The sequence below is a fragment of the Rhodococcus sp. ARC_M12 genome (assembly GCF_022810385.1).
Lineage (GTDB): Bacteria > Actinomycetota > Actinomycetes > Mycobacteriales > Mycobacteriaceae > Rhodococcoides > Rhodococcoides navarretei.
The window spans coordinates 25480-52312 of the sequence record NZ_JALGQI010000003.1 but is presented as its reverse complement, the minus strand read 5'-3'; the positions used below and the strand labels follow the sequence as shown (position 1 = coordinate 52312).

Annotated in this window: 27 protein-coding genes; 21 read left to right on the top strand and 6 right to left on the bottom strand. The window is 65.7% G+C overall.

All coding sequences use genetic code 11. From position 1 onward, the window contains the following. Positions 1 to 148: 148 nt before the first annotated feature. Positions 149 to 1360, top strand: a complete 1212-nt coding sequence (hemW, locus tag MTX35_RS05545; protein ID WP_243594022.1) for a radical SAM family heme chaperone HemW — start codon at positions 149 to 151, stop codon at positions 1358 to 1360. Between the two features lie 40 nt (positions 1361 to 1400). Here hemW and MTX35_RS05540 read toward each other — a convergent pair whose 3' ends face one another. Next, positions 1401 to 1706, bottom strand: a complete 306-nt coding sequence (locus MTX35_RS05540) for a type II toxin-antitoxin system VapB family antitoxin (protein WP_243594021.1) — start codon at positions 1704 to 1706, stop codon at positions 1401 to 1403. Positions 1707 to 1839: 133 nt separating this feature from the next. Between MTX35_RS05540 and hrcA the strand changes: the two genes are divergently transcribed. The 8 genes from hrcA (at position 1840) to era (ending at position 9693) form a co-directional block, all read left to right on the top strand. After that, positions 1840 to 2883, top strand: a complete 1044-nt coding sequence (hrcA, locus tag MTX35_RS05535; protein WP_243594020.1) for a heat-inducible transcriptional repressor HrcA — start codon at positions 1840 to 1842, stop codon at positions 2881 to 2883. 97 nt (positions 2884 to 2980) lie between these two features. Further along, complete coding sequence (gene dnaJ / locus MTX35_RS05530; RefSeq protein WP_243594019.1) at positions 2981 to 4138, top strand: molecular chaperone DnaJ; 1158 nt, start codon at positions 2981 to 2983, stop codon at positions 4136 to 4138. 3 nt (positions 4139 to 4141) lie between these two features. Continuing rightward, positions 4142 to 4915 (top strand): 16S rRNA (uracil(1498)-N(3))-methyltransferase, encoded by a 774-nt coding sequence (locus MTX35_RS05525; protein ID WP_243594018.1) that lies wholly within the window; start codon positions 4142 to 4144, stop codon positions 4913 to 4915. Beyond that, complete coding sequence (locus MTX35_RS05520) at positions 4912 to 5667, top strand: S9 family peptidase (RefSeq protein ID WP_243594017.1); 756 nt, start codon at positions 4912 to 4914, stop codon at positions 5665 to 5667. The genes MTX35_RS05525 and MTX35_RS05520 overlap by 4 nt, the downstream gene beginning before the upstream one ends. Before the next feature lie 93 nt (positions 5668 to 5760). After that, positions 5761 to 6804 (top strand): PhoH family protein, encoded by a 1044-nt coding sequence (locus MTX35_RS05515; RefSeq protein WP_094612780.1) that lies wholly within the window; start codon positions 5761 to 5763, stop codon positions 6802 to 6804. A 53-nt stretch (positions 6805 to 6857) separates the two neighbouring features. Then, positions 6858 to 7400, top strand: coding sequence for an rRNA maturation RNase YbeY (ybeY, locus tag MTX35_RS05510; RefSeq protein WP_243594016.1), 543 nt, complete (start codon positions 6858 to 6860; stop codon positions 7398 to 7400). 40 nt (positions 7401 to 7440) lie between these two features. Continuing rightward, on the top strand, positions 7441 to 8763 hold the full coding sequence (locus MTX35_RS05505; protein WP_243594015.1) for a hemolysin family protein: 1323 nt from the start codon (positions 7441 to 7443) through the stop codon (positions 8761 to 8763). Positions 8764 to 8778: 15 nt separating this feature from the next. After that, positions 8779 to 9693 (top strand): GTPase Era, encoded by a 915-nt coding sequence (era, locus tag MTX35_RS05500; RefSeq protein WP_243594014.1) that lies wholly within the window; start codon positions 8779 to 8781, stop codon positions 9691 to 9693. A 76-nt stretch (positions 9694 to 9769) separates the two neighbouring features. Here era and MTX35_RS05495 read toward each other — a convergent pair whose 3' ends face one another. Next, positions 9770 to 11191 (bottom strand): amidase, encoded by a 1422-nt coding sequence (locus tag MTX35_RS05495; protein ID WP_243594013.1) that lies wholly within the window; start codon positions 11189 to 11191, stop codon positions 9770 to 9772. Positions 11192 to 11263: 72 nt separating this feature from the next. On the opposite strand from MTX35_RS05495, the gene recO reads away from it, so the two are divergent. Genes recO through MTX35_RS05475 form a run of 4 tightly spaced genes read left to right on the top strand, consistent with a single transcriptional unit; the run spans position 11264 to position 14326 of the window. After that, a complete protein-coding gene (gene recO, locus MTX35_RS05490) occupies positions 11264 to 12097 on the top strand; it encodes a DNA repair protein RecO (RefSeq protein WP_243594012.1) in 834 nt (277 codons plus the stop codon). Continuing rightward, positions 12054 to 12872, top strand: a complete 819-nt coding sequence (locus tag MTX35_RS05485) for an isoprenyl transferase (protein ID WP_243594011.1) — start codon at positions 12054 to 12056, stop codon at positions 12870 to 12872. The genes recO and MTX35_RS05485 overlap by 44 nt, the downstream gene beginning before the upstream one ends. Then, complete coding sequence (locus MTX35_RS05480; protein ID WP_374230241.1) at positions 12865 to 13284, top strand: hypothetical protein; 420 nt, start codon at positions 12865 to 12867, stop codon at positions 13282 to 13284. The genes MTX35_RS05485 and MTX35_RS05480 overlap by 8 nt, the downstream gene beginning before the upstream one ends. A gap of 49 nt (positions 13285 to 13333) precedes the next feature. Continuing rightward, positions 13334 to 14326 carry an iron-siderophore ABC transporter substrate-binding protein gene (locus MTX35_RS05475; RefSeq protein ID WP_243594010.1) on the top strand — a complete coding sequence of 331 codons (993 nt, stop codon included), beginning with the start codon at positions 13334 to 13336 and terminating at the stop codon, positions 14324 to 14326. Between the two features lie 6 nt (positions 14327 to 14332). Here the strand turns inward: MTX35_RS05475 and MTX35_RS05470 are convergent, their stop codons facing one another. Both MTX35_RS05470 and MTX35_RS05465 read right to left on the bottom strand, forming a co-directional pair. After that, on the bottom strand, positions 14333 to 14773 hold the full coding sequence (locus MTX35_RS05470) for a Fur family transcriptional regulator (protein ID WP_243594009.1): 441 nt from the start codon (positions 14771 to 14773) through the stop codon (positions 14333 to 14335). Further along, positions 14770 to 15231: a metalloregulator ArsR/SmtB family transcription factor gene (locus MTX35_RS05465; protein ID WP_243594008.1), complete on the bottom strand. Its 462-nt coding sequence runs from the start codon at positions 15229 to 15231 to the stop codon at positions 14770 to 14772. The genes MTX35_RS05470 and MTX35_RS05465 overlap by 4 nt, the downstream gene beginning before the upstream one ends. Before the next feature lie 185 nt (positions 15232 to 15416). Here MTX35_RS05465 and MTX35_RS05460 point away from each other — a divergent pair, with 185 nt between their 5' ends. Further along, positions 15417 to 16802 carry a glycine--tRNA ligase gene (locus MTX35_RS05460; protein WP_121869514.1) on the top strand — a complete coding sequence of 462 codons (1386 nt, stop codon included), beginning with the start codon at positions 15417 to 15419 and terminating at the stop codon, positions 16800 to 16802. Positions 16803 to 16871: 69 nt separating this feature from the next. On the opposite strand, the gene MTX35_RS25635 is transcribed toward MTX35_RS05460, so the two are convergent. Continuing rightward, positions 16872 to 18905: a TPM domain-containing protein gene (locus MTX35_RS25635; RefSeq protein WP_279393217.1), complete on the bottom strand. Its 2034-nt coding sequence runs from the start codon at positions 18903 to 18905 to the stop codon at positions 16872 to 16874. A 128-nt stretch (positions 18906 to 19033) separates the two neighbouring features. Between MTX35_RS25635 and MTX35_RS05450 the strand changes: the two genes are divergently transcribed. From MTX35_RS05450 to dnaG, 7 genes are read left to right on the top strand one after another with little or no spacing between them, the layout of a single operon-like run. Next, positions 19034 to 19948 (top strand): ABC transporter ATP-binding protein, encoded by a 915-nt coding sequence (locus MTX35_RS05450; RefSeq protein ID WP_243594007.1) that lies wholly within the window; start codon positions 19034 to 19036, stop codon positions 19946 to 19948. Beyond that, positions 19945 to 20748, top strand: coding sequence for an ABC transporter permease (locus tag MTX35_RS05445; RefSeq protein WP_243594006.1), 804 nt, complete (start codon positions 19945 to 19947; stop codon positions 20746 to 20748). The genes MTX35_RS05450 and MTX35_RS05445 overlap by 4 nt, the downstream gene beginning before the upstream one ends. Before the next feature lie 46 nt (positions 20749 to 20794). Beyond that, positions 20795 to 21910, top strand: coding sequence for a sensor histidine kinase (locus tag MTX35_RS05440; protein ID WP_243594005.1), 1116 nt, complete (start codon positions 20795 to 20797; stop codon positions 21908 to 21910). After that, positions 21907 to 22515 carry a response regulator transcription factor gene (locus MTX35_RS05435; RefSeq protein WP_243594004.1) on the top strand — a complete coding sequence of 203 codons (609 nt, stop codon included), beginning with the start codon at positions 21907 to 21909 and terminating at the stop codon, positions 22513 to 22515. Before MTX35_RS05440 ends, MTX35_RS05435 begins: the two co-directional genes overlap by 4 nt. 56 nt (positions 22516 to 22571) lie before the next feature. Further along, the gene (locus MTX35_RS05430) at positions 22572 to 23288 is read left to right on the top strand and encodes a YdcF family protein (RefSeq protein WP_243594003.1); all 717 of its coding nucleotides are present in this window, start codon (positions 22572 to 22574) and stop codon (positions 23286 to 23288) included. Next, on the top strand, positions 23289 to 24563 hold the full coding sequence (locus MTX35_RS05425) for a deoxyguanosinetriphosphate triphosphohydrolase (protein ID WP_243594002.1): 1275 nt from the start codon (positions 23289 to 23291) through the stop codon (positions 24561 to 24563). 42 nt (positions 24564 to 24605) lie between these two features. Further along, on the top strand, positions 24606 to 26522 hold the full coding sequence (gene dnaG, locus MTX35_RS05420) for a DNA primase (RefSeq protein ID WP_243594001.1): 1917 nt from the start codon (positions 24606 to 24608) through the stop codon (positions 26520 to 26522). Here the strand turns inward: dnaG and MTX35_RS05415 are convergent. Continuing rightward, on the bottom strand, positions 26519 to 26764 hold the full coding sequence (locus MTX35_RS05415) for a hypothetical protein (RefSeq protein WP_068052299.1): 246 nt from the start codon (positions 26762 to 26764) through the stop codon (positions 26519 to 26521). The genes dnaG and MTX35_RS05415 overlap by 4 nt on opposite strands. Positions 26765 to 26833: the final 69 nt, after the last annotated feature.

The window sequence follows — 26833 nt, the reverse complement described above, 5'->3', positions numbered from 1 at the left end:
TCGAATTCCTGAGTCGGTCACGGGAGCCATTGTGCCACGTCATCGGGGCGACAGACGACCGCGGCGGCTATTTACCCCGATTTTGCGGTGAATAGGCTGGCAGGGCGAGTGGGATCGGGCGGACCTGGACTCTGGGAGACTGGAGATCGTGAATACCGTCGTGCCCGTCCCGTCCACCTTCGAGCTGCCGGTCGAGGCATTCGACGGGGTGGGGGATCGGGCGTTCGGGATCTACGTGCACGTTCCGTTCTGCGCCACTCGGTGCGGGTACTGCGACTTCAACACCTACACGGCGGGTGAATTGGGAACGTCGGCGTCTCCGCAATCCTGGTTGGAGGGCCTACGACGCGAACTCGACACCGCGGCGGGGCTGATCCAGGCCGGCACGGGTCGCGTGCCGACGGCGGACACCGTCTTCGTCGGCGGCGGCACACCGTCGCTGCTCGGGGGCGACGGTCTGGCCGACGTCCTGGGTGCGGTCCGGTCCAGTTTCGGTGTGACCGACGGCGGCGAGGTGACCACCGAATCCAACCCGGAATCGACGTCGCCGGAATTCTTCGACCGGCTCCGAGACTCGGGCTTCACTCGAATTTCGCTCGGAATGCAGTCCGCTGCACCACATGTGCTCGCCGTGCTCGATCGCACCCACACACCGGGTCGCGCGGTCGCTGCGGCCAAGGAGGCTCGCGCGGCCGGGTTCGAGCACGTCAACCTCGACCTCATCTACGGCACCCCTGGCGAGCGAGACAGCGACCTCGATCAGTCTCTCGCCGCGGTGCTCGAGGCAGGCGTCGACCACGTCTCGGCCTACGCACTGATCGTCGAGGACGGCACCGCCATGGCACGCAAGGTTCGACGCGGTGAGCTGCCGGCACCCGACGACGACGTACTGGCGAGCCGATACGAACGCATCGACACGGCGTTGAACGCCGCGGGCCTGTCCTGGTACGAGGTGTCGAACTGGGCCACCGACGCTGCGGCGCAGTGCCGTCACAACATCGGTTACTGGGACGGCGGCGACTGGTGGGGCGCGGGACCCGGTGCACACAGCCACATCGGTGGCACCCGGTTCTGGAACGTCAAGCACCCGGCCGCGTACGCCGATCGGCTCGCCGCAGGCCACCTACCGGTGCACGGCAGCGAACTGCTCAGCGCCGAGGACAGACACCTGGAGGAGCTGATGTTGACCGTGCGGCTCCGCTCGGGAGTGCCGATGGCTCTGCTGGGGCCGGCCGAGCGCGCTGCCGCCGAGCAGCGTGTGACGGACGGGTTGATGGTGCGCCGCGGGGAACGGCTCGTGCTCACCGATCGCGGCCGATTGCTGGCCGACGCGGTGGTGCGCAGTATCGCAGCCGCCTGACCGATCTGTCCGGTGCCGCGGTTCTCGGGCCTCCGTACCCTCAGGCGCCGAGGGCGTCGTAGTCGAACACCCTGGCGTGCAACACTGTTCGATTGCGCAGAGCCGCACGCACTGCGCGGTGCAAGCCGTCCTCGAGATAGACGACACCACGGAACTGCACCGCATGAGGGAACAGATCGCCGTAGAAGGTGGAGTCCTCGGACAGCAACCTGTCGAGCTCGAGCACCTTGGTGGTGGTGACGATCTCGTCCAGACGCAGCTGCCGTGGCGGGATTCTCGACCAGTCTCTGATGGACAGACCGTGCTCGGGGTACGGCTTTCCGTCACGCACACCTTTGAAGATCATCGCGAGCCCGTGGCCGCTGGGTCGAATCGAAAGACAGTTTCCACTCGGACCACAGTAAGGCCTTGCACGAGCATGCGTTCGCCGGCTACTAGACTCGAGCGACGATTGGAAACGAGAACGGAGGTGGGCACCGATGTCGAGCACCGACGACAGGCGGTTCGAGGTTCTACGAGCGATCGTGGCGGACTACGTGTCCACCCAGGAACCGGTCGGTTCACGTGCCCTGGTCGAGCGTCACAGCCTCGGAGTGTCCAGTGCGACAGTGCGCAACGACATGGCCGTACTCGAGGCCGAGGGGTACATCGCCCAGCCGCACACCAGTTCCGGCCGGGTGCCGACCGACAAGGGCTACCGGCAGTTCGTCGATCGGATTGCCGACGTCAAGCCGCTCTCCGCGGCCGAGCGTCGCGCCATCCTGGAGTTTCTCGAGAACGGCGTCGACCTGGACGACGTGTTGCGACGCGGCGTCCGGTTGCTGGCTCAGTTGACCCGTCAGGTCGCCGTGGTCCAGTACCCCACGCTGTCGGCGTCCTCGGTGCGCCACCTGGAAGTGGTAGCGCTCACCCCGGCTCGGCTGCTGCTGGTGCTGATCACCGACTCGGGTCGCGTCGATCAGCGCATCGTCGAACTCGGTGATGTGATCGACGACGAGAATCTGGCGCAGCTGCGGCGTCTGCTCGGCGGCGCGCTCGAGGGCAAGCGGCTGGCGGCAGCATCGGCCGCAGTGGCCGAACTCGCCGAGAACGCGCCACCCGCGCTACGAGACGCCATGATTCGCTCGGCAACGGTGCTGGTGGAATCGCTCGTCGAGCATCCCGAAGAACGTCTGGTTCTCGGCGGTACGGCGAACTTGACGCGCAACGCGGCGGACTTCGCCGGCGACGCGGGGTTTCCCGGATCGCTCAGGGCGGTACTCGAGGCGCTGGAAGAGCAAGTGGTGGTGCTCAAACTGCTCGCCGTGACGCAGGACACCCGCACCGTGACAGTGCGGATCGGCGAGGAAACGCAGGTCGAGGAAATGCGTGGGACGTCGGTGATTTCCACCGGATACGGGTCGGCTGGCATGGTCCTCGGAGGAATGGGTGTTCTCGGGCCGACCCGAATGGACTACCCAGGAACAATTGCGTCGGTCGCTGCGGTTGCCAGGTACATCGGCGAGGTCCTGGCCGAACGCTGAGACGAGCGAGAACCGAATCGATCGACGGCCGCGGGGCATGGGCGGCCGCACACAGCAGCAACGAACGAGATTCATCTTCTAGGACGAAAGAGACGACGTGGCACGGGATTATTACGGGAGTTTGGGCGTCGGCCAGCAGGCGACGGACCAGGAGATCAAGCGCGCCTACCGCAAACTGGCGCGAGAACTGCACCCGGACGTCAACCCGGACGAGGCCGCGCAGGCCCGGTTCAAGGAGATCTCCACCGCGTACGAGGTGCTGTCCGATCCGGAGAAGCGTCGCATCGTCGACCTGGGCGGCGACCCGCTGCAGCAGGGCGGCGGAGGCGGCGGCGGTGGATTCGGTGGAGCCGGATTCGGCGGCGGCCTGGGAGATGTGTTCGAGGCGTTCTTCGGCGGGGGCGCGGGCGGCTCCCAGCGCGGGCCGAAGGGCCGAGTACAGCCGGGAGCGGATTCACTGCTGCGGACCAAGCTCACCCTCGACGAGTGCGCCACCGGCGTGACCAAGCACATCACCGTCGACACCGCGATCCTGTGCGACCTGTGCACCGGCTCGGGTACCAACGGCGACTCCAAGCCGGTTCGCTGCGACACCTGCGGCGGTGCCGGAGAAGTGCAGTCGGTGCAGCGCTCGTTCCTCGGCCAGGTCATGACCAGCCGTCCTTGCCCCACCTGCCGCGGTGCAGGCGAGACCATCCCCGACCCCTGCCGCAAATGCGGTGGCGACGGTCGCGTCCGGTCGCGTCGCGACATCTCGGTCAAGGTGCCGGTCGGCGTGAGCAACGGCATGCGGATCCGACTGGCATCGCAGGGCGAAGTCGGTCCCGGCGGCGGACCCGCGGGAGACCTGTACGTGGAGATCGTCGAACAGCAGCACGAGGTGTTCGTGCGCGACGGTGACGATCTGCACTGCACCGTCCGCGTCCCGATGGTCGACGCCGCCCTCGGCACCTCGGTCAACATCGATGCGATCATCGACGGACCCACCGAGATCTCGATCGAACAAGGCACGCAACCGAATTCGACGACGGTACTGCGTGGTCACGGAATGCCCAAGCTGCGGTCGGGCATTCGTGGCGATCTGCACGCGCACCTCGAGGTCATCGTGCCGACCAAGCTCGACAGCAAGCAGACCCATCTGCTCGAACAGCTCAGGTCGATGCGCGACCGCGACTCGGCGGAGGTCGTCACCACCGGTTCCGCGCACAGCGGCGGCCTGTTCTCGCGGTTGCGGGAAGCATTCAGCGGTCGCTGATCGATGGCCCCCACGGTCTTCTATCTCTCGCCCCTGCCGAACGTCGGCGAGTTGGCGGTGCTCGACGGCAAGGAAGGGCACCATGCCGCGACCGTGCGACGCATCCGCGTCGGTGAGCGGGTGTTGCTCGGTGACGGAGCAGGTGGCTTGGCCGACGCGGTCGTCGTCGCCGCGGAGAAGAATCGACTGGAACTGACCGTGCACTCGCGCAGCGAGATGCCGCGTCCCACTCCGGCCGTGACCCTCGTGCAGGCATTGCCGAAGGCGGATCGGTCGGAGTTGGCGGTCGAGCTGGCCACCGAGGCGGGCGTCGATGCCGTCGTGCCCTGGCAGTCGGCTCGCTGCGTCGCACGGTGGGAGGGCCCGAAGGCAGCCAAGGGCGTCGCGAAGTGGCGCAGTACCGCGTCGGAGGCGGCCAAGCAATCGCGTCGGGCCTACATCCCCGAGGTCTCCGAGCTGCAGGATTCGCGAGAGATCTACGCCCTCGTGCGCGGCGTCGTGGAGCGCGGCGGAATCGTCGCCGTGCTGCACGAGGCGGCCACCACGTCGTTTCGGGACCTGCCGTTCGCCTCGGTGCCCGAGGTCGCGATCATCGTCGGACCCGAAGGCGGGCTCGACGACAGGGAGGTCACCGCTCTGACCGAGGCGGGTGCAACCCCGGTGGTTCTCGGTCCGACGGTGCTGCGGACCTCTACGGCGGGAGCCGTGGCCCTCGGCGCGCTGGGCGTCCTGACCTCGCGGTGGACGCAACTTCCGCCGGACTTCGAGAACGCATGAGCGCGCGAATCAAGATCGCCTACGGCGAGCACCCGGAGCAGTTCGGGCACCTCTACCTGCCGGCCGAGCCGATGGAGGACACGACGCCGGTGGTCGTGGTGGTGCACGGTGGGTTCTGGAGCGGTCAGTACGGATCCAATCTGGGCACCCAGTTCGCCCGGGCCGTCGCCGGAGCCGGCGCGGTGGCGTGGAACATCGAGTATCGACGCGTCGGCGCAGGCGGGCACTGGCCGGAAATGCAGTCCGATGTGACCGCGGCACTCGACGTGGTCGCCGGGGAACTGCAGCAGCACGCCCCGGTCGGTGTCGACGACGTGCGCGTCATCGGGCACTCCGCTGGAGGCCACCTGGCAGTGTGGCTCGGCGGTGAGACCGGCACGAAGGTCCGCCCGTCGCGCATCGTCTCGCAGGCCGGCGTTCTCGATCTCGAACCGCGCGGTGCGTCGGGACGCACCAACCCGGCGGTCGAGGCGCTGTTGCAGGCCCGGTACGAGGACGATCCCGACCTGTACCGATCGGCCTCGCCGGCCGCGCGTGTACCCATCGGCATCCGGACGATCGCCCTGCACGGATCCGAGGACATCCAGGTTCCGGCGGCGCAGAGCGAACGGTACGTCGCGCTGGCGCGCGCCGCCGGGGACGACGCGGAGCTGGCGATCGTTCCGGGCGAGGACCACTTCGCCTTCCTCGATCCCGATTCCCGGTGTTGGGCGCTCTCGCTCGATGCCGTGATCGGTGCCACCAGCAAGTAATGGGAATGCGCATCGTCCCTGCGGCGTTAAACTCGATCCGTAGCGAGTGCACGTCCGAGAAGCCGACACCAGAGAGCAGGCCATAGCCACCACGTGAGTGAACACAGCGAATTTCCCGCCGAGCGTGACGTTCGGTCCACTTTGGAACTCGCCCCCGAAGCAGTGATGCCACTGCTGGGACAGTCCGACGAGAACCTGCGGGCGCTCGAGCAGATGCTGACGGCAGATATCCACGTACGAGGAAACGCCGTGACGCTCACCGGAAAAGTGGCGGATGTGGCGCTGGCCGAACGGGTGATCTCCGAGTTGGCCGCGCTGGCCAAGCGCGCTCAGCCACTGACTCCCGATGCGGTGCGCCGATCGATAGCCATGCTCACCGAGGGCGTGGCCGATTCTCCGGCCGAGGTGCTGAGCCTGGACATCCTCTCGCGCCGCGGTAAGACGATTCGGCCGAAGACTCTGAATCAGAAGCGATACGTGGATGCGATCGACGCCAACACCATCGTGTTCGGTATCGGGCCCGCGGGTACCGGAAAGACGTACCTCGCGATGGCGAAGGCCGTCCAGGCATTGCAGACCAAACAGGTCAGTCGCATCATCCTGACGCGTCCGGCCGTGGAAGCGGGGGAGCGGCTCGGCTTCCTCCCCGGAACCCTGCACGAGAAGATCGACCCCTATCTGCGCCCACTGCACGATGCGCTGCACGACATGATGGACGACGAAGCGATCCCTAAGCTGATGCAGGCCGGGGTCATCGAGGTCGCGCCCCTTGCGTACATGCGTGGTCGCACACTCAACGACGCGTTCATCATCCTCGACGAAGCGCAGAACACCACCGCCGAGCAGATGAAGATGTTCCTGACTCGACTCGGATTCGGATCGAAGATCGTCGTCACGGGTGACGTGACCCAGGTCGACCTTCCGGGAGGTGCGCGATCCGGACTGCGTGCGGCGTCCGAGATCCTGACCGACGTCGACGACATCCACTTCGCGCAGCTCACCAGCAGCGACGTGGTGCGGCACCGCTTGGTCTCGGAGATCGTCGACGCGTACGAGCGGTTCGAGTCGACGTCGGAAGGCGTCATTCCCAACCGCGCGCAACGCCGCACCGGTGGACCGCGTTCGGCGAGAAGATGATTCAGGCAGACGGACCGACAGATGCAGGCAACGAGAGCGTGGGTAGTGGCTAGATGAGTATCGAAGTGTCCAACGAGTCGGGGATGGACATCTCCGAACCCGAGCTGGTCTCGGTCGCACGGTTCGCGATCGCCGGCATGGACGTGCATCCCGCCGCGGAGCTGTCGATGGTGCTGGTGGATTCCGCCACGATGGCCGATCTGCACATGCGGTGGATGGATCTGCCCGGCCCCACCGACGTGATGTCGTTCCCGATGGACGAGCTGGAGCCGGGCGGTCGTCCCGACGCCCCCGAGCCCGGACCGGCGATGCTCGGCGACATCGTGCTGTGCCCGTCGTTCGCCGCGGATCAGGCTGCTGCGGCAGGCCATTCGCTCGAGCACGAGCTGGCGTTGTTGACCGTGCACGGTGTACTGCACCTGCTGGGTTACGACCATGCCGAGCCGGACGAAGAGAAGGAGATGTTCGAGCTGCAGAACCGTCTGCTCGCCGAATGGTACGAGGATGCCAGGCGAGCGGAGCAGGCCGCCGAACAGGCCGCCCGCGATGCCCGGCTCCTCGGCAAGGCCGGTTTCGTCGACGGACACGATCGATGATCTGCGTCGTCGAACAGCTGGAAGTACGGGGTCGTAGCGCGTGAGCAGTGCTGTTGCGCTCATCGTCTTCGCCGTCCTTCTCGTCCCTCTCGGAGGCCTGTTCGCTGCGGTCGACTCTGCACTGAACACGGTCTCGCGGGCGCGCATCGACGACATGGTCAAAGACGAGCGGCCCGGTGCCACCGGCCTCGTCGTCGTGGTCGGCGACCGCCCGCGCTACGTCAATCTGATGGTGCTGCTGCGCATCCTGTGCGAGATCGGCGGCACCGTGTTGCTCGCGGGTGGTCTGACACAGCTGATCGACTCCACCACGGCCTTGCTGATCAGCGCGGTGGCCATGGTGCTGGTCAGTTACGTCGTGATCGGTGTCGGTCCGCGAACCCTCGGGCGGCAGAACGCGTACTCGATCGCGTTGGCGGCCGCGTTGCCGCTACGCGCGCTCGGGTGGCTCCTCGGCCCGATCAGCAGACTGCTCATCCTCATCGGTAACGCGATCACCCCAGGTAAGGGATTTCGCAACGGCCCCTTCGCCTCCGAGATAGAACTCCGAGAACTGGTGGACATGGCTCGCGAACGCGGCGTCGTGGCCGACGACGAACGGCGGATGATCCAGTCGGTGTTCGAGCTCGGTGACACCTCCGCCCGTGAGGTCATGGTCCCGCGCCCCGAGATGGTGTGGATCGAGTCGGACAAGTCGGCGGGCCAGGCCACGTCGTTGGCCGTGCGCAGCGGACACTCCCGCATCCCGGTGATCGGGGAGAACGTGGACGATGTCGTCGGCGTCGTGTACCTCAAAGACCTTGTGCAGCAGACGTACTACTCCACCGACGGTGGCCGCGGAGTGCAGGTGTCCGAGTTGATGCGTCCGGCCGTCTTCGTTCCCGATTCCAAGGCGCTGGACAGTCTGCTCGCCGAGATGCAGCGCGATCGCAACCACATGGCTCTGCTCGTCGACGAGTACGGAGGCATTGCGGGCCTGGTGACCATCGAGGACGTCATCGAGGAAATCGTCGGCGAGATCGCGGACGAATACGACTCCGACGAGGTTGCCCCCATCGAGGAACTCGACGACGGGCGCTATCGATTGTCCTCCCGGGTGCCACTCGAGGACCTCGGCGAGATCTTCGACATCGAGATCGAATCCGAGGAAGTCGACACCGTCGGCGGACTCCTCGGCTACGAACTCGGCCGAGTACCGTTGCCCGGATCGCAGGTGATCACCCACGGACTGCTGCTGCGCGGCGAAGGCGGAGCCGACCCCAAGGGGCGCGTCCGCATCACCACGGTGCTGGTCGAAAAGATCGAACCCGACGAAGAATCCACCGAGGACGACGACTCGTCCGACGCCACTCGCCAACACTGAAATCTGGAGGTGCTCTTGTCCGAGCAGAACAACGGTGAGTTCCGATCCGGATTCGTCTGTTTCGTAGGCCGACCCAACACCGGCAAGTCCACACTGACCAATGCACTGGTGGGATCGAAGATCGCCATCACGTCCTCGCGTCCCCAGACGACGCGGCACACCATTCGCGGCATCGTGCACCGCGAGCACGCCCAGCTGATCCTGGTCGACACCCCGGGCCTGCACCGACCGAGAACGCTGCTGGGGCAACGCCTCAACGATCTGGTGCAGGACACCTACTCCGAGGTCGACGTCATCGGACTCTGCATCCCCGCGGACGAGAAGATCGGGCCCGGTGACCGGTGGATCCTCGAACAGGTGCGGCACATCGCGCCCAAGACCACGCTCGTCGGGATCGTGACCAAGATCGACAAGGTCAAGAAGGAACGCGTCGTACAGCAGCTGATGTCGCTGTCGAAGCTGCTCGGCGAGAATTCGCACGTCATCCCGGTGTCGGCCGAATCGGGCGAGCAGATCGAGAAGCTCGTCGACCTGCTGGCCTCCGAACTCCCACCGGGACCGGCGTTTTACCCCGACGGCGAATTGACGGACGAGCCCGAAGAGATCCTCATGGCCGAGCTCATCCGTGAAGCCGCGCTCGAAGGCGTCCGGGACGAGCTGCCCCACTCGTTGGCCGTCGTCATCGAGGAGGTCGTGCCCCGCGAGGGCCACGACAACATGCTCGACGTGCACGCAATCCTCTACGTCGAGCGATCGAGCCAGAAGGCGATCATCATCGGCAAGGGCGGTTCACGACTCAAAGAGGTCGGCACGGCGTCGCGACTGCAGATCGAGAAGTTGCTCGGCACCAGGATCTACCTGGACCTGCACGTCAAGATCGCGAAGGACTGGCAGACCGACCCCAAGCAGATGGGCAAGCTCGGCTTCTGACCGGAGCGGCTTCGCCGCACGTGCACGACTGGCCCCACCGGTCGTTCCGCAGGCTCCACTCCTGCCTCGTAGTGCGCTACGAAGTTTCGCTCACATCGGCCCACCAGGGATCGGGGCGCTTGCGGTGCCACTGCAAGACGTTCTCGAGTTGGGCGGCGACCGAGACCAGCAGTGGCTCCGAGGATTCGTGGCCCATCAACTGCAGGCCGATGGGGAGGCCGCCGGCGGTGAATCCTGCGGGCACGTTGACGCTCGGCCACCCCAGCACGTTCCACGGCCAGGTGTACGGGCAGTGCTCGGTGATGACCCGATCGGTGTCTGCGTTGGAGATGCCGTCGATGGCCTCGATCCGCGGCGGTGGGGTAGCCGTCGTGGGCGCGAGCACGATGTCGTACTCGTCGAAGAACCGGCCGATTCGACGCCCGATGCGCGGTTCGGCGGCGCGTGCTGCGCGCAGCGGCGCTCCGGCGAGAGCCCGGCCGCTCCTGGCGTTGGCTCGGGTCCTCGGGTCGGCGAGAGATGGATCGGGGAGTCGATCGAGCCAGGTCGCCACGCCCGCCAGTGAGCGGGGTAGGAAATTGAGCCCCAACAGCATTCCGTAGGCGGGGTCGTCCACGACCACTCGGTGTCCCAGCAATCGCAGCACCGCGGCCATCTCGTACGCCGCCGCCGCGATCTCCGGATCCAGCGGTGCCGGCGTCGGGATGAAGGGCTTACGAAGGCTGAGCGCGATGCGCAGGGAGCCAGGGTTGCGTCCGACAGCATCGGAGACGGTCAGCGGTATCGGACGATGCAGATCTCCGTCGTGACTACCCGAGACCACATCGAGGAGCAGTGCCGCGTCGGCCACCGTGCGCGCGAGCGGGCCGATGACGGTGATGCCGTTGAACGCCTCGGGCTCCGGCCACGACGATATGCGCCCGCGTTGCGGCTTGATCCCCACGAGATTCGTCCACGATGCCGGGATGCGCACCGAACCGGCACCGTCGGAACCCAATGCAGCAGAGACCAATTCGGCAGCCACTGCTGCAGAACTACCACCGGAGGAGCCGCCCGGCGTCCGCTCGCGGTGCCACGGATTGCGGGTGTGCCCGAAGGTGCCGCCGGTGAACGGCCACTGACCGAGTTCGGGACTGTTCGTCTTTCCCACGATGACGGCTCCGGCAGCACGCAATCTGCGCACCACCTCCGAGTCCGCGGTGGCCGGCGGAAAGTCACCCGCGCAGCCGAAGGCGGTCGGCTCTCCGGTGATGTCGACGTCGTCCTTGACGGCGATCGGAACGCCGAGCAGGGGAGCGGTGTGGCCGGTGGAACGCAGCCGATCCGCCTCGGCTGCCTCGGCGAGGGCGGCGCTGCGGCGCACGATGCGGAACGCGTTGAGCGCGGGCTGGCTCTTCTCGATCCGATCGAGCGACGCGGTTACCGCCTGCACCGACGTGATGCGGCCCGACGCGAGAGCGGCGGCCTGAGCAACGAGGGTCGACCGATGGAAATCCACGCCTGCACAGTATCGAGTACTCGTCAGCGCGGGAACGGTCACCGCCGCTGCGCGCGTGGGACACTGGAGTACGTGAGGCCATACCGTGACAACGCAGTCGTCCTGCGCCAGCACAAGCTGGGTGAGGCCGATCGCATCGTCACGTTGTTGACCAGGGAAAACGGAATCGTGCGGGCCGTCGCCAAAGGGGTTCGTCGCACCAAATCCAAGTTCGGTGCGCGGCTGGAGCCGTTTGCGCACATCGACGTTCTGCTCTATCCGGGTCGCAACCTCGACATCGTCACCCAGGTGCACACAGTCGACGCGTTCGGCGGAGACATCGTCGCCGATTACGGTCGCTACACCACCGGTTGCGCGGTTCTCGAAACTGCCGAACGGCTGGCAGGCGAGGAACATGCACCCGCGCAGCGGCTGCATCAGTTGACCGTCGGTGCCCTGCGCGCCCTCGCACAGCACATCCGGCCTCCCGAACTGGTGCTCGACGCGTACCTGCTGCGCGCGATGGGTTTCGCCGGATGGGCTCCCGCACTGACCGACTGCGCGCGGTGCGCAGCGGTAGGGCCGCACCGTGCGTTTCACGTCGCGGCCGGTGGGGCCGTGTGTGTGCATTGCCGGCCGCCGGGATCGGCGACGCCGTCGACCGGGGTTCTCGATCTGATGGTTGCGCTCGAGCGGGGAGAGTGGGACTACACCGTCACCACCTCCGATGCCGTCCGCAAGCAGGCCAGTGGACTGGTGGCGGCGCATCTGCAATGGCATCTGGAACGACAGCTGCGCACGCTTCCGCTCATCGAACGGTCGCACCCGCATCAGGTGCCGCTGGCACAACCTGACTCCGTGTTCGCCGACACCGTCGGGCAGGATGGGGACCGTGATTCGACGACGAGAGCCGCAACCCCGGCCTGACGAACAGTCGGCAGTGCGCCCTCCCGATCCGCATCCGTCGGGCGCTCGGCCGCCGATCCTGCAGCCCGAATTGATTCCTCGCCACGTCGCGCTGGTGATGGACGGCAACGGTCGGTGGGCCCAGGATCGAGGATTGCCGCGGACCGCTGGGCACGAGCAGGGTGAAGCGGTGCTCATGGACACCGTGTGCGGATGCATCGAGATCGGGGTTCAGTGGTTGTCGGCATACGCCTTCTCGACGGAGAACTGGAAGCGCAGTCCCGACGAGGTCAAGTTTCTGATGGGCTTCAATCGCGACGTCATCCGTCGTCGACGCGACGAGATGAACGAGATGGGCGTCCGGGTTCGCTGGGCCGGCCGTCGACCGAGGTTGTGGGGCAGTGTCATCAAAGAACTGGAAGTGGCCGAGGAGCTGACGAAGCACAACACCGTGATGACGCTGACGATGTGCGTCAACTACGGTGGCCGTGCCGAGATTGCCGATGCTACAAGGGAAATCGCTCGCCAGGTGGCCGCGGGCAAGCTGAACCCCGAGAAGATCACCGAGGCGACCGTCGCCAAGTACCTCGACGAATCGGACATGCCCGACGTGGATCTGTTTCTGCGTCCGTCGGGGGAGCAGCGAACGTCGAACTTCCTGCTCTGGCAATCCGCCTACGCGGAGTTCGTGTTCCAGAAGAAGCTCTTCCCGGACTTCGACCGTCGGGATCTGTGGGAGGCGTGTATCGAATTCGCTTCGCGAGACCGACGGTTCGGCGGAGTCAAGTATGAGTGAGAACGCGAACGAGATGCCGGCCGAAGGACTCTCGCTGCAGACTCGTGCCCAGCTTGCGCTCTCACAGTTCGCGACCGTGACTCTCGGCGACGAGGGGTCGCTCGGTTTCGACTACGCCGGTGCACTCTGCTCGCTGCGTGCGGTTCGACTCTCACCCGAACTCGAGGTGCTCTCGCTCACTGCAGTTCTGGCCTGGGACCGGCCGCTCAAGGCAGCTCTGCACAAGAAGGTTGCCGACCGCAATGCCGATTCGCAGTTCGGCGCGATCTCGGTCAACACCCACGACAAGCTCGCGGATGTGTTGCTGCGCTACACCTTTCCAGCGAACGGTCTGGACGACGAGGCGATGTTGACGATGCTCATTCTGGTGCTGGCCGGAGTCGAGAAAGCGCGCGAAGGCCTACTGCCCTGATCGGTCAGATAAGGTTTGCCTGTACTTACTTCGAGTAGAGGCGGATGCGATGACTGTGCAGTGGACCCGGATGCTGACGGCAACAGTGGCGGTGATCGTCCTCGGTGTGTCTCTGACGGCCTGTTCGACAGAGAGCCCGGAGGACTCGGCGGCACCATCGTCCGACGGTGCATTCCCGGTCGTCATCGATCACATCTACGGCAGCACGACCATCGCGGAGAAGCCGACCCGAATCGTCACACTCGGGGTGTCCGACGCCGATGCCGTCATCGCGCTCGGCACCGTTCCCGTCGGCAACACCGGGTACACGTTCTACGAGACCGGACTGGGTCCGTGGACCGACGAGTTGGTCGGTGACGCGCCGTTGACGCTGCTGGGCTCGGAGTCCGAGCCGAACTTCGAGCTGATCGCCTCTCTGGCACCGGATCTCATCACCGGACTCAATGCGGGTTTCGACGAGGCGACGTACGCACAACTCAGTGACATCGCGCCGACGGTGGCCCGACCTGCAGGATCGGCCGCTTATGCCGTCGATCGTGAGGTGGCCACCGACACCATTGCTCGTGCCATGGGTGAACGCGACCGCGGCGAGGAGTTGAACACGCAGACCACCGCGGCGCTCGAGCAGGTTCGAAACGAACATCCCGAGTTCGCGGGTAAGACAGCAGCAGTGGTGCTTCCGTACGACGGCCAGTTCGGCGCTTATCTGCCCGGTGATGCGCGGGGGACGTTCGTCACCTCGCTGGGCTTCGAGGTCCCGGAATCGATCCGCGCCCAGGACGACGGCACCAACTTCTTCGTTCCGGTCTCGGCCGAGAACATTTCCATGCTCGACGCGGATCTGGTGCTCTATCTCGGTACCGGTGAGGACATCGACGTGGTGGCGGAGAACCCGATCTTCGGAACGCTCGATGCCGCACGGGGCGACGCGATCGTTCCGTTGTCCACCGATCAGCGTGGCGCGATCACGTACAACTCGGTGCTGTCGATTCCGTTCGCCATCGACGCGGTGGTACCTCGCGTGGCAGAGGCCGTCGCCTGAGCGGATTCACCGAACGGCAGCACTGCACTGACTGCAGGTGCCGAAGATCTCGATCGTGTGGCTCACGTCGCTGAAGCCGTTGGACTCTGCGACACTCTGCGACCACTTCTCGACGGTGGGGCCTTCGACCTCGACGGTGAAACCACACGAACGGCACACCAGGTGATGGTGATGACCGGAGGAGCAGCGTCGGTAGACGGACTCCCCGTTGTCGGTGCGGAGCACGTCGACAGTGCCGGCATCGGCGAGGGTCTGGAGAGTGCGATACACGGTGGTGAGGCCGATGCCCTCACCGCGCTTGCGCAATTCGTCGTGCAGATCCTGTGCGGACTTGAACTCCTCGATGGTGTCGAGCAGATCCGAGATGGCACTGCGCTGCTTGGTGGCCCGCACACCGACGACGACGGGTCGTCTGGGTGTGGCGGTATCGGTGGACTTGTCGGTCACGGGTGTCGGCCTTCCTCGGCGTGGGCCACGGCGTCGACGACGATGTGGGAGAGGTGATCGTCGACCAATCGGTACAGGACCTCGCGTCCGTTGCGTTCTCCGCGCACGACACCCGCTGCCTTGAGTACCCGCAGGTGCTGGCTGATCAACGGTTGCGTGACACCGAGGGCGACGACGAGTTCGTGAACGCACCGCTCGGACTCGCGCAACTGCAGCACGATGGCGATGCGTACCGGCGCCGCGAGTGCCCGCAGGATGTCTCCCGCCGCAGTCAGAGTCTCCTTCGGCGGGATGTGAGCCGGGGGTGCGACGGCGAACGGATCGCCCGAGTGCAACGGATGCTCGGGATCCTGCCTGTGGCTCGAACTTGCTTCCACTGTCGAGTCCGTGGACACGGTTGCGGCTCCTTCGGTAGCCGGTTCGTTGCCGGCGGACTCTCCCTGCACGATCGACGTCATGACTTCAGGTTAGTGCAGTTGTTGTTATTGCAAATCGTATTCATTGTGATATGCACAGGTGCGCATGTCAACTTCCGCACTCGACCGCTGTTCGGTTTCGCCCGCCGAGCCAGATAGTCTGATCAGGGCGAAAACCGCCCACGTCACCTCTTACACGATGTAACCGAAGATGGAGAGCTCCGCCAGTGGCACCCAAGTCCAAAGTCGAAACCGTCGCCAACCTCGCCAAGCGCAGAGGCCTCGTCTACCCGTGCGGCGAGATCTACGGCGGTACCAGGTCGGCCTGGGATTACGGTCCGTTGGGCGTCGAGCTCAAGGAGAACATCAAGAAGCAGTGGTGGCGCAACATGATCACCAGCCGCGACGACACCGTCGGGCTGGATTCCTCGGTGATTCTGCCTCGTGAGGTGTGGGAGGCGTCGGGCCACGTCGAGACGTTCTCCGACCCGCTGGTCGAGTCGCTGCACACGCACAAGCGCTACCGCGCCGATCACCTCATCGAAGCCTACGAGGAAAAGCACGGCCACCCGCCGGAGAACGGCCTGGCCGACATCCGCGATCCCGAGACCGGTGAGCCGGGTTCGTGGACCGAGCCGCGTGCGTTCTCGGGCCTGCTCAAGACCTTCCTCGGCCCGGTCGACAACGAAGAGGGCCTGCACTACCTGCGTCCCGAGACCGCGCAGGGCATCTTCGTCAACTTCGCCAACGTGCTGACCACCTCACGCAAAAAGCCGCCGTTCGGCATCGGCCAGATCGGCAAGAGCTTCCGCAACGAGATCACTCCCGGAAACTTCATCTTCCGTACCCGCGAGTTCGAGCAGATGGAGATGGAGTTCTTCGTCAAGCCGGGCGAGGACGACGAGTGGCATCAGTACTGGATCGATTACCGCATGAAGTGGTACACCGATCTCGGTATCGATCCGGAGAACCTTCGGCTCTACGAGCATGCCAAGGAGAAGCTGTCGCACTACTCCAAGCGCACCGTGGACATCGAGTACAAGTTCGGTTTCCAGGGCAGTGCGTGGGGTGAGCTCGAGGGCGTCGCGAACCGCACCGACTACGACCTCTCGGTGCACTCGAAGGCGTCGGGCCAGGACCTGAGCTACTACGAGCAGGCCACCGACACCCGGTACACCCCGTACGTCATCGAGCCGGCCGCAGGCCTGACGCGTTCGCTGATGGCGTTCCTCGTCGACGCGTACACCGAGGACGAAGCTCCCAACGCCAAGGGCGGCGTCGACAAGCGTGTCGTGCTCAAGCTGGACCGTCGTCTCGCCCCGGTGAAGGTTGCAGTGCTTCCGCTCTCGCGTAACGCCGACCTGACGCCCAAGGCGAAAGATCTTGCGCAGCAACTGCGTCAGTACTGGAACGTCGAATTCGACGACGCCGGAGCCATCGGTCGCCGCTACCGTCGTCAGGACGAGATCGGCACCCCGTTCTGCATCACCGTCGACTTCGACACCCTCGACGATCATGCCGTCACCATCCGTGAACGCGACACGATGGCACAGGAGCGCGTTGCTCTCGACCAGGTCGAGGGCTACATCGCCTCTCGACTGATCGGTGCGTAAGAGCCTCACATAACCGACAGGGCCCGATCTCTTCGTGAGATCGGGCCCTGTCGTGCGTATGTCGAGAAACTAGAAGCGGCCGCCGCCACCGCCGAATCCGCCGCCCCCACCACCTCCACCGAAGCCCCCGCCACCACCGAAGCCACCACCGAATCCACCGCCGCCACCGCCGCCGCGAAGGACGCTGTTGATCAGGATGCCGCCGAGCACTGCGCCGGCGATGTTGCCGCCGCTGCTGCCACCGCGCGGACCGTGACGGTTCTCCCAGTTCTGTACATCGGACTGGGCGATCTGCGATGCGCGCGAGGCCAATTGGCTGGCGGCATGCGCATGCTTGAGGGCTTCGTCGGGGTTCTCCGGTTCGAGCTGCCGGGCCGCGCCGAGGTGGCGTTCGGCCTCGGACAGGCGTGTTCTGGCGTCGGCCCCGACGCCGCCACGACGGGTCGAGATGTAGTCCGCGGCTGCGGTGATCTGTGCCTGAGCGGCCGCGATATCGCGCTCGAGGCGAGCCCGCAGCTGGTCTTCGGCAGCCTTCTCGGCCGATGCCTCGTCCACGATCTTCTCGAGTTCGGCATCGGCTTCGGCGAGGGCGGTATAGCTACCCAGAGGATCCGAGGATTGGGCCTTCTCCGCGTTCTGCAACGCCGTCTGCGCCGCAGTCACCGCCGAGTGCAACTCGGCACCACCGTGTTCGGTCAATGTGCCGGCCTGCTCGATGTCGCGGCGGACGTCCGCGATGGCGTCGGGCAGGGTGGCGATGGCGTGCCTGATGTCGTCACGTGCGTGGTCGACGCCGTCGAGCAGTGTCTTGGCCTGATCGACGGCTCGTTCGGCCGTCCGAATCGCAGTGACGGCCGGACCCTGCTTACCGGGCGGGAGCGCAGCCGCCTTGCGGCCGGCCTCGATGTTGTCCTCGGCCAGCGCGAGGCGGTCCTTGGCCATCGTGACGTTGTCCGCTATCGATTTCAGTGCGGTCTCGGAGAATTCCGAATGCAGTTGAGCGAGCAGGGTTTCGGATTGCGGAATCCGCACCGTCAACCCGATGATCGCCTGGGTGAGCTCGTCGAGATGCGACTCGGCATTCATCACCAGGTCGCGAAATCCGTCGAATTCCTCCACCCGCGAATCGAGTTCGCGATCGGCTTGCCCGCACGAGGAGATGATCTCGACGAGCATCGCGCGTCGTTGGTCGGGAGTTTCGGGAATGGCGTCGTCGAGGCGTTGACGTATTTCGAAGGCAGAGGCCAACGCTTTCTTGGCGTTGTCGTGGGCGGCGATGAACGGTGCCGCCGCGGAATCGCCGAATTCGCCTCGCGCGAGGTTCAATTCCTCTTCGCTGGCGCGCACGGCATTGTCGGTCTCGATCAGAATTTCCTTGGCGCGGGTATCGAGGACGTCGATCGGGAAGGCGGCCAGCGCGGCCGGGTCGCTCGGGTCGATGTTCGCCACGGCCTCGACCTCGGCGGCGACGCGGGCCTTCTTGCGACGCGAGGAGTAGACGACAGCTCCGCCGCCCGCCACCGCCAGCACGCCGACACCGATCAGCAACGGTGCCGACGATCCGCCGCTGCCGCTCGAGGCATACGCGTCGCCGAGTGCACCGGCTGCCGCAATAGCGGCACCGGACCAATCCTCCTCGCGCAGTGCGGGTTCCACGTCGTTGACACGGATGTCGTCCTGTTCTGACGAGGTGATCTGAGACAGTCCGGTATTCACGCCCAGGTAGTACGAACGGTCCACGGTCGCCACCGCGAGGAGGACGTCACGCTGCCCGAGATCGCTTCTCGACGCGGTCTGCTCGGCCCAGTCGGCGGCCGACAGGTTGTCGAAATCCGCAACGTAGGTGACCCACAACCGAAGCTGGCTGCTGCCGTAGAGGTCGTCGACCGAGGTCTGCACCTCGGCCAGCGAATCAGGGTCCAGAGCCTGGACGTTGTCGGTGATCTGGGTGGCCAGCCGCGAGGGAGCCTCGGCGGATGCAACCCCCGGCGCGAGCAGAACCGCCGCGAACAGGGTCAGAGCACCCGTAGCGGCGAGACGACGAAATCGATGGACCGACCTGGGGACTGTGGCGCTGCTGTGCCGCCGGTGCTGGACTGCCATGGCCTGAAATCTACCGGCTGGGCGGTGCAGAGATCGAGCAGGTCGATGTGGATGCATGACAGTTGTCACCTCGCAATCGTGACGCTCGAACGAGGTCGAAGCCGCCCGGCCGCAGCAGAGTGAGTCCCATGACCACAACAACGGCAGTCGAACTACGAGACGTCACCAAGACCTACGGCTCGGTCCGGGCGGTCGACGGGCTCAGCCTGTCCATCGAACCGGGCGAGGTCGTCGCATTTCTCGGACCCAACGGAGCGGGAAAGACGACCACCATCGACATGATGCTCGGGCTGGCAACACCCACCACCGGGTCGGTGTCGGTGTTCGGGGGCACGCCCGCCGACGCCATCGCCCAGGGCCGCATCTCGGCCGTCATGCAGACCGGCGGTCTGCTTCGCGACCTGACCGTCCGCGAAACCGTCGAGCTGACCTCGGTGCTGTTCGCCCGAACCCGGTCGGTGCAGGAGGTTCTCACCCGGGCCGGTATCGCCGAGATCGGCGATCGCCGAGTGGCCAAATGCTCCGGCGGGCAGCAGCAGCGATTGCGGTTCGCGCTCGCATTGCTGCCCGACCCGGATCTGCTGGTGCTGGACGAGCCGACCACCGGCATGGACGTGGAAGGGCGTCGCGACTTCTGGAACGCCATCCGCCAGGACGCCAGTACCGGCCGAACGGTGCTGTTCGCTACGCACTATCTCGACGAAGCCGACGCCTATGCGGACCGTATCGTGCTGGTGCGGCACGGCAAGATCGTCGCCGACGGCAGCGCCGCCGAGGTGAAGAACCTGGCTGCAGGACGCACCGTCACCGCCACGCTGCCCGGCGTCGACCAGTCGGTGTTGCTGGCTCTGCCGGGGGTGGACCGCGTCGAGACTCGCGGCGATCGGGTGATCGTGCACGGCCGCGACTCCGACGCGGTGGCTCGGTACCTACTCGACGAAGCGCACGCGACCGATCTGGAAATCGTCTCGCGCAACCTCGAAGACGCATTCCTCGCCCTGACCACCGACTCACAAAACGACCTCGCCGGGAGCATCCGATGACCACGACCACGCCGTCCACGACCACCCGTACCTCTGCCAGAGCTGTTGCCTGGGGCGGCTTCTCGCCGACCTTTCTCGGACTCGAGATTCGCAGGCTCTTCCGAAACAAGCGAACTCTGATCTTCACCTTGGTGATGCCGCCGGTGTTCTTCGTCATCTTCGGCACACAGTCCGACTACAGAACCGACTACCCTTTCGCGCACGGCAACGTCACCGGCTACATCGCCATCAGCATGGCCGTCTACGGAGCGATGCTCGCCACCACCAGTGGGGGAGCGATGGTCTCGGTCGAGCGGGCGCAAGGGTGGAGCCGACAGTTGCGGTTGACCCCGCTGAAGCCGGTCGCCTACATCGTCACCAAGGTCCTCGTGGCCATGACGATGGGTGCAGCCTCGATCGTCGTGGTGTTCGTCGTCGCGAAGTTCCTCGGGGCGGACATGCCGATCTGGGTGTGGATCGTCAGCGGTCTGATCGGCTGGATCGGCTCGGCGGTGTTCGCCGCGTTCGGACTGTTCATGGGCTACCTGCTGCCGTCGGAGAACGTGATGCAGATTCTCGGACCCGTGCTGGCGTTCCTGGCGTTGGCGGGCGGACTCTTCGTTCCCCTCGGTGACAGCGGCTGGTTCCCGATGCTGGCCCAGTTCACCCCGCTCTACGGGCTGGCCACCGTGTCCAGGGCCGCGTTCGCCGGGACCGAAACCGGAACGTTGCTGATCGCCGTGATCAATCTGGCGGTGTGGGCGACGGTGTTCGTCTCGGGAGCTGCGTTGCTGTTCCGAAGAGACACCACGCGTGCCTGAGACCGAAACCACTGATCATGTCGCCCACAGAGATACCGTGGGCGGCATGACCACGCTCACCGCCGACCTTCCCGAGGGACGGATCTGGCGGTTCGGCTGGATGTTCGGAGCCATCTGGCTGGTGTACCTGATCTACCCGTTGAACGACATCCTCGCTCTGGAACACACGCCGGCGAAGGTTGCCGGGGTCATGACGATCGTTGCCTTCGGAGTGGTGTTCACGTCCACCTTCTGGCGCTTCCGCACCGGACTCCGCCGAGGAAAGCCACTGCCTACTTCGCAGGCGTGGATCGCGCTCGGGGTCATGATCACCCTGACCGTGTTCATGAGCCTGTCGATCGACACCACTGCATTCGGTGCCACCGTCTATATCGCAGTGCTGGCCATGATGACCCTGCCGGTCAGGCAAGCGTGGGCGTTGGTGGTGGTGATGGTCGCACTCGTCGAGGCGGTGCCACGCTTCGTCTCGTCCTGGGAGCCCGACACCTTCTTCGCGTTTCAGCTGCTGATCAGCGCGGCCGCGGCCTGGGGCATCACCCAGGTGTTCCAACGCAATCACGAATTGGCCGTGGCCAGGCAGCAATTGGCAGACCTGGCCATCGTGGCCGAGCGCGAGCGCATGAGCCGAGACGTGCACGATATCCTCGGCCATTCCCTGACCGTCATCACCGTCAAGAGCGAACTGGCCGGCAGGCTCATCGAGATCGACCCCGCCCGAGCTGCCGTCGAGATCGCCGAACTGGAAACCCTTGCGCGGCAAGCGCTTGCGGACGTTCGCAGCACCGTCGGCGGAATGCGGCAGATCGATATAGGCACCGAACTGCCCAGTGCACGTACGGCTTTGAACGCTGCGGGAATCGAGGCCGACCTTCCCGGCGATGCCGACGTGGTGCCGCTGCGACACCGAGAACTGTTCGGTTGGGTACTTCGGGAAGCGGTGACCAACGTGGTTCGACACTCGAGCGCACGGCACTGCCGGGTGACGCTGACGGCGTCGAGCATCTCGATCGTCGACGACGGAGTCGGACCTGCCGAGGGCGGCAGCGACAACGGTGGCAACGGCCTTCGCGGTCTCGGTGAACGAGTGATGGCATCGGGTGGTTCACTGACGATCGCTCGGGTGTCGACCGGTGGTTTCGGAGTGGAGGTTTCGGCGGAATGAGCATCAGACTGCTGTTGGCCGACGATCAGGCGCTGGTGCGGGGCGCGCTCGCAGCACTGCTGGGTCTCGAGCACGATCTGGACGTTGTCGCCGAGGTGGGACGCGGGGACGAAGTGATCGCTGCCGTACTGGAACATCGACCCGACGTCGTGCTGCTCGACGTCGAGATGCCCGGCAAGAACGGTATCGACGTCGCCGCCGAACTGGCTTTGGTCGCTCCCGAGTCGAGGGTGCTGATTGTCACCACGTTCGGCAGACCGGGTTACCTGCGCCGCGCGATCGATGCGGGTGCGTCGGGTTTCGTGGTCAAGGACACTCCAGCCAAGCAGCTGGCCGACGCTGTTCGGCGGGTGCACATGGGGCTCCGGGTCGTCGATCCGACGCTGGCAACCGAGACTCTGACGGACGGCATTTCTCCGCTCACGGCTCGTGAGCAGGAAGTTCTCCGCGCCGCAGCGCAGGGAGGGACGGCCGGCTCCATCGCTGCCACGGTGCACCTGTCGGAGGGGACGGTGCGCAATCATCTGTCGTCGGCGATCGGAAAGACCGGTACCAGCACCCGGGCCGAGGCGGTCCGCGTGGCCGAGGATCGAGGGTGGCTGTAGCTCGTTCGAGGCGCGCCGTGACCGCCGAAGAAGCGCGGGCCTGGCAAACTCGAGGGGTGAACTCAACTCTCGACCGAGATTCGTACGGCGATCCGTACGACGATCGGTATGCCCCGGACCCCGGTCCCGAGCGCCTCGGCTTCTTCGGAACGCTCGGACGCTGGACCGGTCGGCTGGTCGCGGGAGTGGTGCTGATGGCGTTGGTACTGGTCGCAGGAACAGCGGTGCGGGTATGGCAGGTGGCGCGCATCGACGACTACTCCAAGGCGGACGCCATCGTGGTGCTCGGTGCGGCGCAGTACAGCGGCACACCCTCGACCGTGTTCGAGGCCCGTCTGTCCCAGGCCGCGTCACTGTACGAGCAGGGAATCGCCCCCGAGATCGTCACCGTCGGTGGCAAGCAGGAGGGCGACCTGTTCACCGAGGCGGCGTCGGGCCGAAACTATCTGATCGAGCAGGGAGTGCCCGCCGACGCCATCACCGCCGTCGAGACGGGCTCGGACACCCTCCGGAGTATCGAGGCCGTGAGCAACACACTGCAAGAACAGGGCAAGTCGTCGGTGGTGCTGGTCAGCGACCCGTGGCATTCATTGCGCACCAGAACCATGGCGCGTGACGCAGGCCTCGACGCCTGGACCTCGCCCACCCGCACCGGTCCGGCCGTCTACACCAGAGAATCGCAGGCACACGGAATCGCCAGGGAGACAGGCGCTCTGCTCTGGTATCAGTTGACCCACTTCACGGCAGACTTCTCCTACACGGCGGGCCAGTAGATGACCGGCACCTACTCGGCGCACGACGTCGAACGATTCGTCACCGAAGCCCCGAAGACCGCGGGCTTGCGGGCCGGGGCGGACAACGCCTCGCATCGAAGCGCCTTCGCTCGCGATCGTGCGCGCGTGTTGCACTGCGCGGCCTTGCGCAGGCTCGCGGACAAGACGCAGGTCACCGGACCTCGAGACGGAGACACCCCGCGTACGCGGCTGACGCACTCGCTCGAAGTGGCGCAGATCGGCCGCAGCATCGCCGAAGGCCTGGGTAGCGACCCCGATCTGGTCGACCTTGCCGGTCTGGCGCACGACATCGGCCACCCGCCGTACGGCCACAACGGTGAACGCGCCCTCGACGAAGTGGCCCAGGATTGCGGCGGCTTCGAGGGCAACGCGCAGAACCTGCGCATTCTGACCGGTCTGGAGCCGAAGATCCTCGACGCGGACGGCCGCAGTGTGGGGCTCAACCTGACCCGAGCCTCGCTGGATGCGGCGACCAAGTACCCATGGATCAGGCCCGCACCCGGAGCGAAATTCGGTGCCTACGACGACGACTCGGCCATTCTGGATTGGGTGCGCAACGGCGCGCCCGAGAAGCACAAGTGCCTCGAAGCGCAGAGCATGGACTGGTCCGACGACGTGGCGTACTCGGTGCACGACGTCGAGGACGGTGTGATCGACGCCCGAATCGACTTGCGTGCGCTGTCCGATCCGATCGAGCAACGCGCCCTGGCCGAACTCGGCGTCTCGGAATTTCGCGGACTCGACGTCGACGAACTGATCGAGGCCGCGAACCGACTGTCGAGGATGCCCGTCGTCATCGCCGTCGGACGCTACGACGGCACGCTCGCCGCATCCGTCGCGCTCAAGCACATGACCAGTGAGCTCGTCGGCCGCTTCGCCACCGCTGCCATCGAGGGCACCCACGAGAAATACGGCACCGCGCCACTGAGCCGATACGACGCCGATCTGGTGGTGCCGTCGATCGTCGGGTCGGAGGTGGCATTGCTCAAGACCATGGCACTGCGGTACGTGATGTCCGACGCCGGCCACAAGATTCGCCAGGAGCGTCAACGCGACCGTATCCACCGCGTCGCCGAGTGGCTGATGCGCTCGGCTCCGGGCGAACTGGACCCCATCCTGGTGCCGGCATGGCAACGGGCCGACAGCGACGCGGAACGGACCCGAGTGGTCGTCGACCAGATCGCGTCGTACACCGAGAGCAGGCTCGAACTGATCGACAAGCGGTCACTCGGAGCTCAGGCCAGCTGGGGTTGATCGATTCGAAACCCGTCTCGGATCGGGACTAGACTGCCCTTCGTGGCCGGCCGAATTCCTGAACGCGACATCGCCGCCATTCGCGAACGCACACGGATCGAAGACATCGTGGGCGACTACGTCTCGCTCAAGCGCGCGGGCGGCGACTCCATGAAGGGGTTGTGTCCCTTCCACGACGAGAAATCACCGTCGTTCCACGTTCGCCCCAACCACGGTCACTATCACTGCTTCGGCTGCGGCGAGGGCGGTGACGCCTACTCCTTCCTCCAGAAGATCGAGCACATCTCGTTCGTCGAGGCCGTCGAGCAACTCGCCGACCGGCTGAATTACTCGATCTCCTACGAGGGCGGCGGGCCATCGGTTCAACGTGATCGTGGCACCCGAGCGCGCTTGATCGCCGCCAACGCGGCAGCGCAGGAGTTCTACGCGGGCAGGCTCAGTGGTCCCGACGCCCAGGCTGCGCGGGACTACCTGACCGAACGCAATTTCGACGGCCATGCCGCGCTCGCCTACGGCTGCGGTTTCGCACCCGACGGCTGGGACACCCTCACCAAGCACCTGCTGGGCAAGGGCTTCGAGGCCAAGGAGATCGTCGACGCGGGGTTGGCGACACCCGGAAAACGCGGTACGCCGATCGACCGTTTCCGGCGCCGATTGGTGTGGCCCATCCGCAGTCAGAGTGGAGACGTCATCGGCTTCGGCGCACGCAAGCTGTTCGACGACGACACGATGCCGGGCAAGTACATCAACACCCCGGAAACCATGCTGTACAAGAAGTCTCAGGTCTTGTTCGGGCTGGATCTCGCGCGCAAGGAGATCGCGAAGTCGCATCAGGCCGTCATCGTCGAGGGGTACACCGACGTGATGGCGATGCACCTGGCCGGCGTCAAGACTGCGGTGGCGTCCTGCGGAACCGCATTCGGCGAGGATCACCTGGCGATGCTGCGTCGACTGATGATGGACGACAGCTACTTCCGCGGAGAGGTGATCTACACCTTCGACGGAGACGACGCCGGCCAAGCCGCAGCGATGAAGGCATTCGAGGGTGATCAGAAGATCGCCGGTCAGACGTTCGTGGCCGTCGCCCCCGACGGTATGGACCCGTGCGACCTGCGCCTGAAGTCCGGCGACAACGCCGTTCGCGATCTTGTCGCCAGACGTACTCCGATGTTTGCCTTCGTTGTCAAATCGCTTCTGCGAGAACATGATCTGGACACGCCCGAGGGGCGCGTCGAAGCGTTGAAGCGAACGGTCCCCGTCGTTGCTCGCATCAAGGATGCGTCGCTTCGGGACGAGTACGCCCGGCAGCTCGCCGGGTGGACCGGCTGGGACGACACGGCGATGGTGCTCGCCCGCGTGCGCGACGAGGCGAAGAAAGGTGCCCGGGGCGACACCAGCGGTAAACGTGTCCCGTTCGAGAAGCGGCAGGCAGCTCCCGTGGAGGCTCCCACGGGACCCCCGCGTCCCAACCCAACCGATCCGTCGCTGTGGCCGCAGCGGGAGGCTCTCAAAGCTGTGCTGCAGATGCCCGCGATGGCCGGTACGGTGTTCGATTCACTGCCGCCGGAGAGCTTCCACCACCCGGCGTACTCGGCTGTGCGCGACGCAGTGGCCGCTGCCGGCGGTACGGCTGCAGGCTTGGGCGGAGGGGAGTGGGTCGACGCCGTGGCCAAACAGGCCAAGGATGCCGTAGTCGTGTCGTTGGTGACGGAGTTGGCCGTCGACCCGATGCGCGTGGCCGACGACGCCCTCACCCGCTACATCTCGGGCGTGCTCGCGCGGCTCCAGGAAGTGTGGGTCGGTCAGCAGGTGGCCGAACTCAAATCGAAACTGCAGCGCATGTCGCCGGTGGAGAAGCCCGACGACTACAACGCGTTGTTCGGCGACCTCATCGCCCTCGAGCAGTATCGCCGCAGCCTGCTCGAGCTCGCTGTCGGAAGTGTGGCCGAGGTCGGTTAGCGCCGCAGCTGATCGCGCGGAACGAAGACCTGGGTCTCGTCGTCGATCGGCTGCATCGGTTCCAGTCGAGGCTGGGTGTTCAGGGAATCGGACAGCTTCTGACGGCCGACCTCGATCGCCTTCTTGGTGGCCGGGCTCGACGCGACGGCGTTCGCAGTCTTCCGAATCTGCTCGTACCGGCCACGTCCTGCCTTGGCACCGAGCACATACGCAGCTCCAGCCGCCAGTACCAAACGAATCATCAGTAGGTCCTTCCATAGAACGTGCGGCTGTTCTTCCATCTTGCCCGACGAACCTCGAGCAGGGCGATT

Excerpts from the sequence above, each read along its gene's own strand:
- MTX35_RS25635 (WP_279393217.1), bottom strand. The coding sequence starts at position 18,905 with ATGGCAGTCCAGCACCGGCGGCACAGCAGCGCCACAGTCCCCAGGTCG.
- ybeY (WP_243594016.1), top strand. The coding sequence starts at position 6,858 with ATGAGTATCGAAGTGTCCAACGAGTCGGGGATGGACATCTCCGAACCC.
- MTX35_RS05450 (WP_243594007.1), top strand. The coding sequence starts at position 19,034 with ATGACCACAACAACGGCAGTCGAACTACGAGACGTCACCAAGACCTAC.
- MTX35_RS05480 (WP_374230241.1), top strand. The coding sequence starts at position 12,865 with ATGAGTGAGAACGCGAACGAGATGCCGGCCGAAGGACTCTCGCTGCAG.
- hrcA (WP_243594020.1), top strand. The coding sequence starts at position 1,840 with ATGTCGAGCACCGACGACAGGCGGTTCGAGGTTCTACGAGCGATCGTG.
- MTX35_RS05525 (WP_243594018.1), top strand. The coding sequence starts at position 4,142 with ATGGCCCCCACGGTCTTCTATCTCTCGCCCCTGCCGAACGTCGGCGAG.
- MTX35_RS05415 (WP_068052299.1), bottom strand. The coding sequence starts at position 26,764 with ATGATTCGTTTGGTACTGGCGGCTGGAGCTGCGTATGTGCTCGGTGCC.
- MTX35_RS05425 (WP_243594002.1), top strand. The coding sequence starts at position 23,289 with ATGACCGGCACCTACTCGGCGCACGACGTCGAACGATTCGTCACCGAA.
- MTX35_RS05485 (WP_243594011.1), top strand. The coding sequence starts at position 12,054 with ATGGGGACCGTGATTCGACGACGAGAGCCGCAACCCCGGCCTGACGAA.
- MTX35_RS05475 (WP_243594010.1), top strand. The coding sequence starts at position 13,334 with ATGACTGTGCAGTGGACCCGGATGCTGACGGCAACAGTGGCGGTGATC.
- MTX35_RS05435 (WP_243594004.1), top strand. The coding sequence starts at position 21,907 with ATGAGCATCAGACTGCTGTTGGCCGACGATCAGGCGCTGGTGCGGGGC.
- MTX35_RS05445 (WP_243594006.1), top strand. The coding sequence starts at position 19,945 with ATGACCACGACCACGCCGTCCACGACCACCCGTACCTCTGCCAGAGCT.
- MTX35_RS05520 (WP_243594017.1), top strand. The coding sequence starts at position 4,912 with ATGAGCGCGCGAATCAAGATCGCCTACGGCGAGCACCCGGAGCAGTTC.
- MTX35_RS05465 (WP_243594008.1), bottom strand. The coding sequence starts at position 15,231 with ATGACGTCGATCGTGCAGGGAGAGTCCGCCGGCAACGAACCGGCTACC.
- MTX35_RS05440 (WP_243594005.1), top strand. The coding sequence starts at position 20,795 with ATGACCACGCTCACCGCCGACCTTCCCGAGGGACGGATCTGGCGGTTC.
- MTX35_RS05540 (WP_243594021.1), bottom strand. The coding sequence starts at position 1,706 with ATGATCTTCAAAGGTGTGCGTGACGGAAAGCCGTACCCCGAGCACGGT.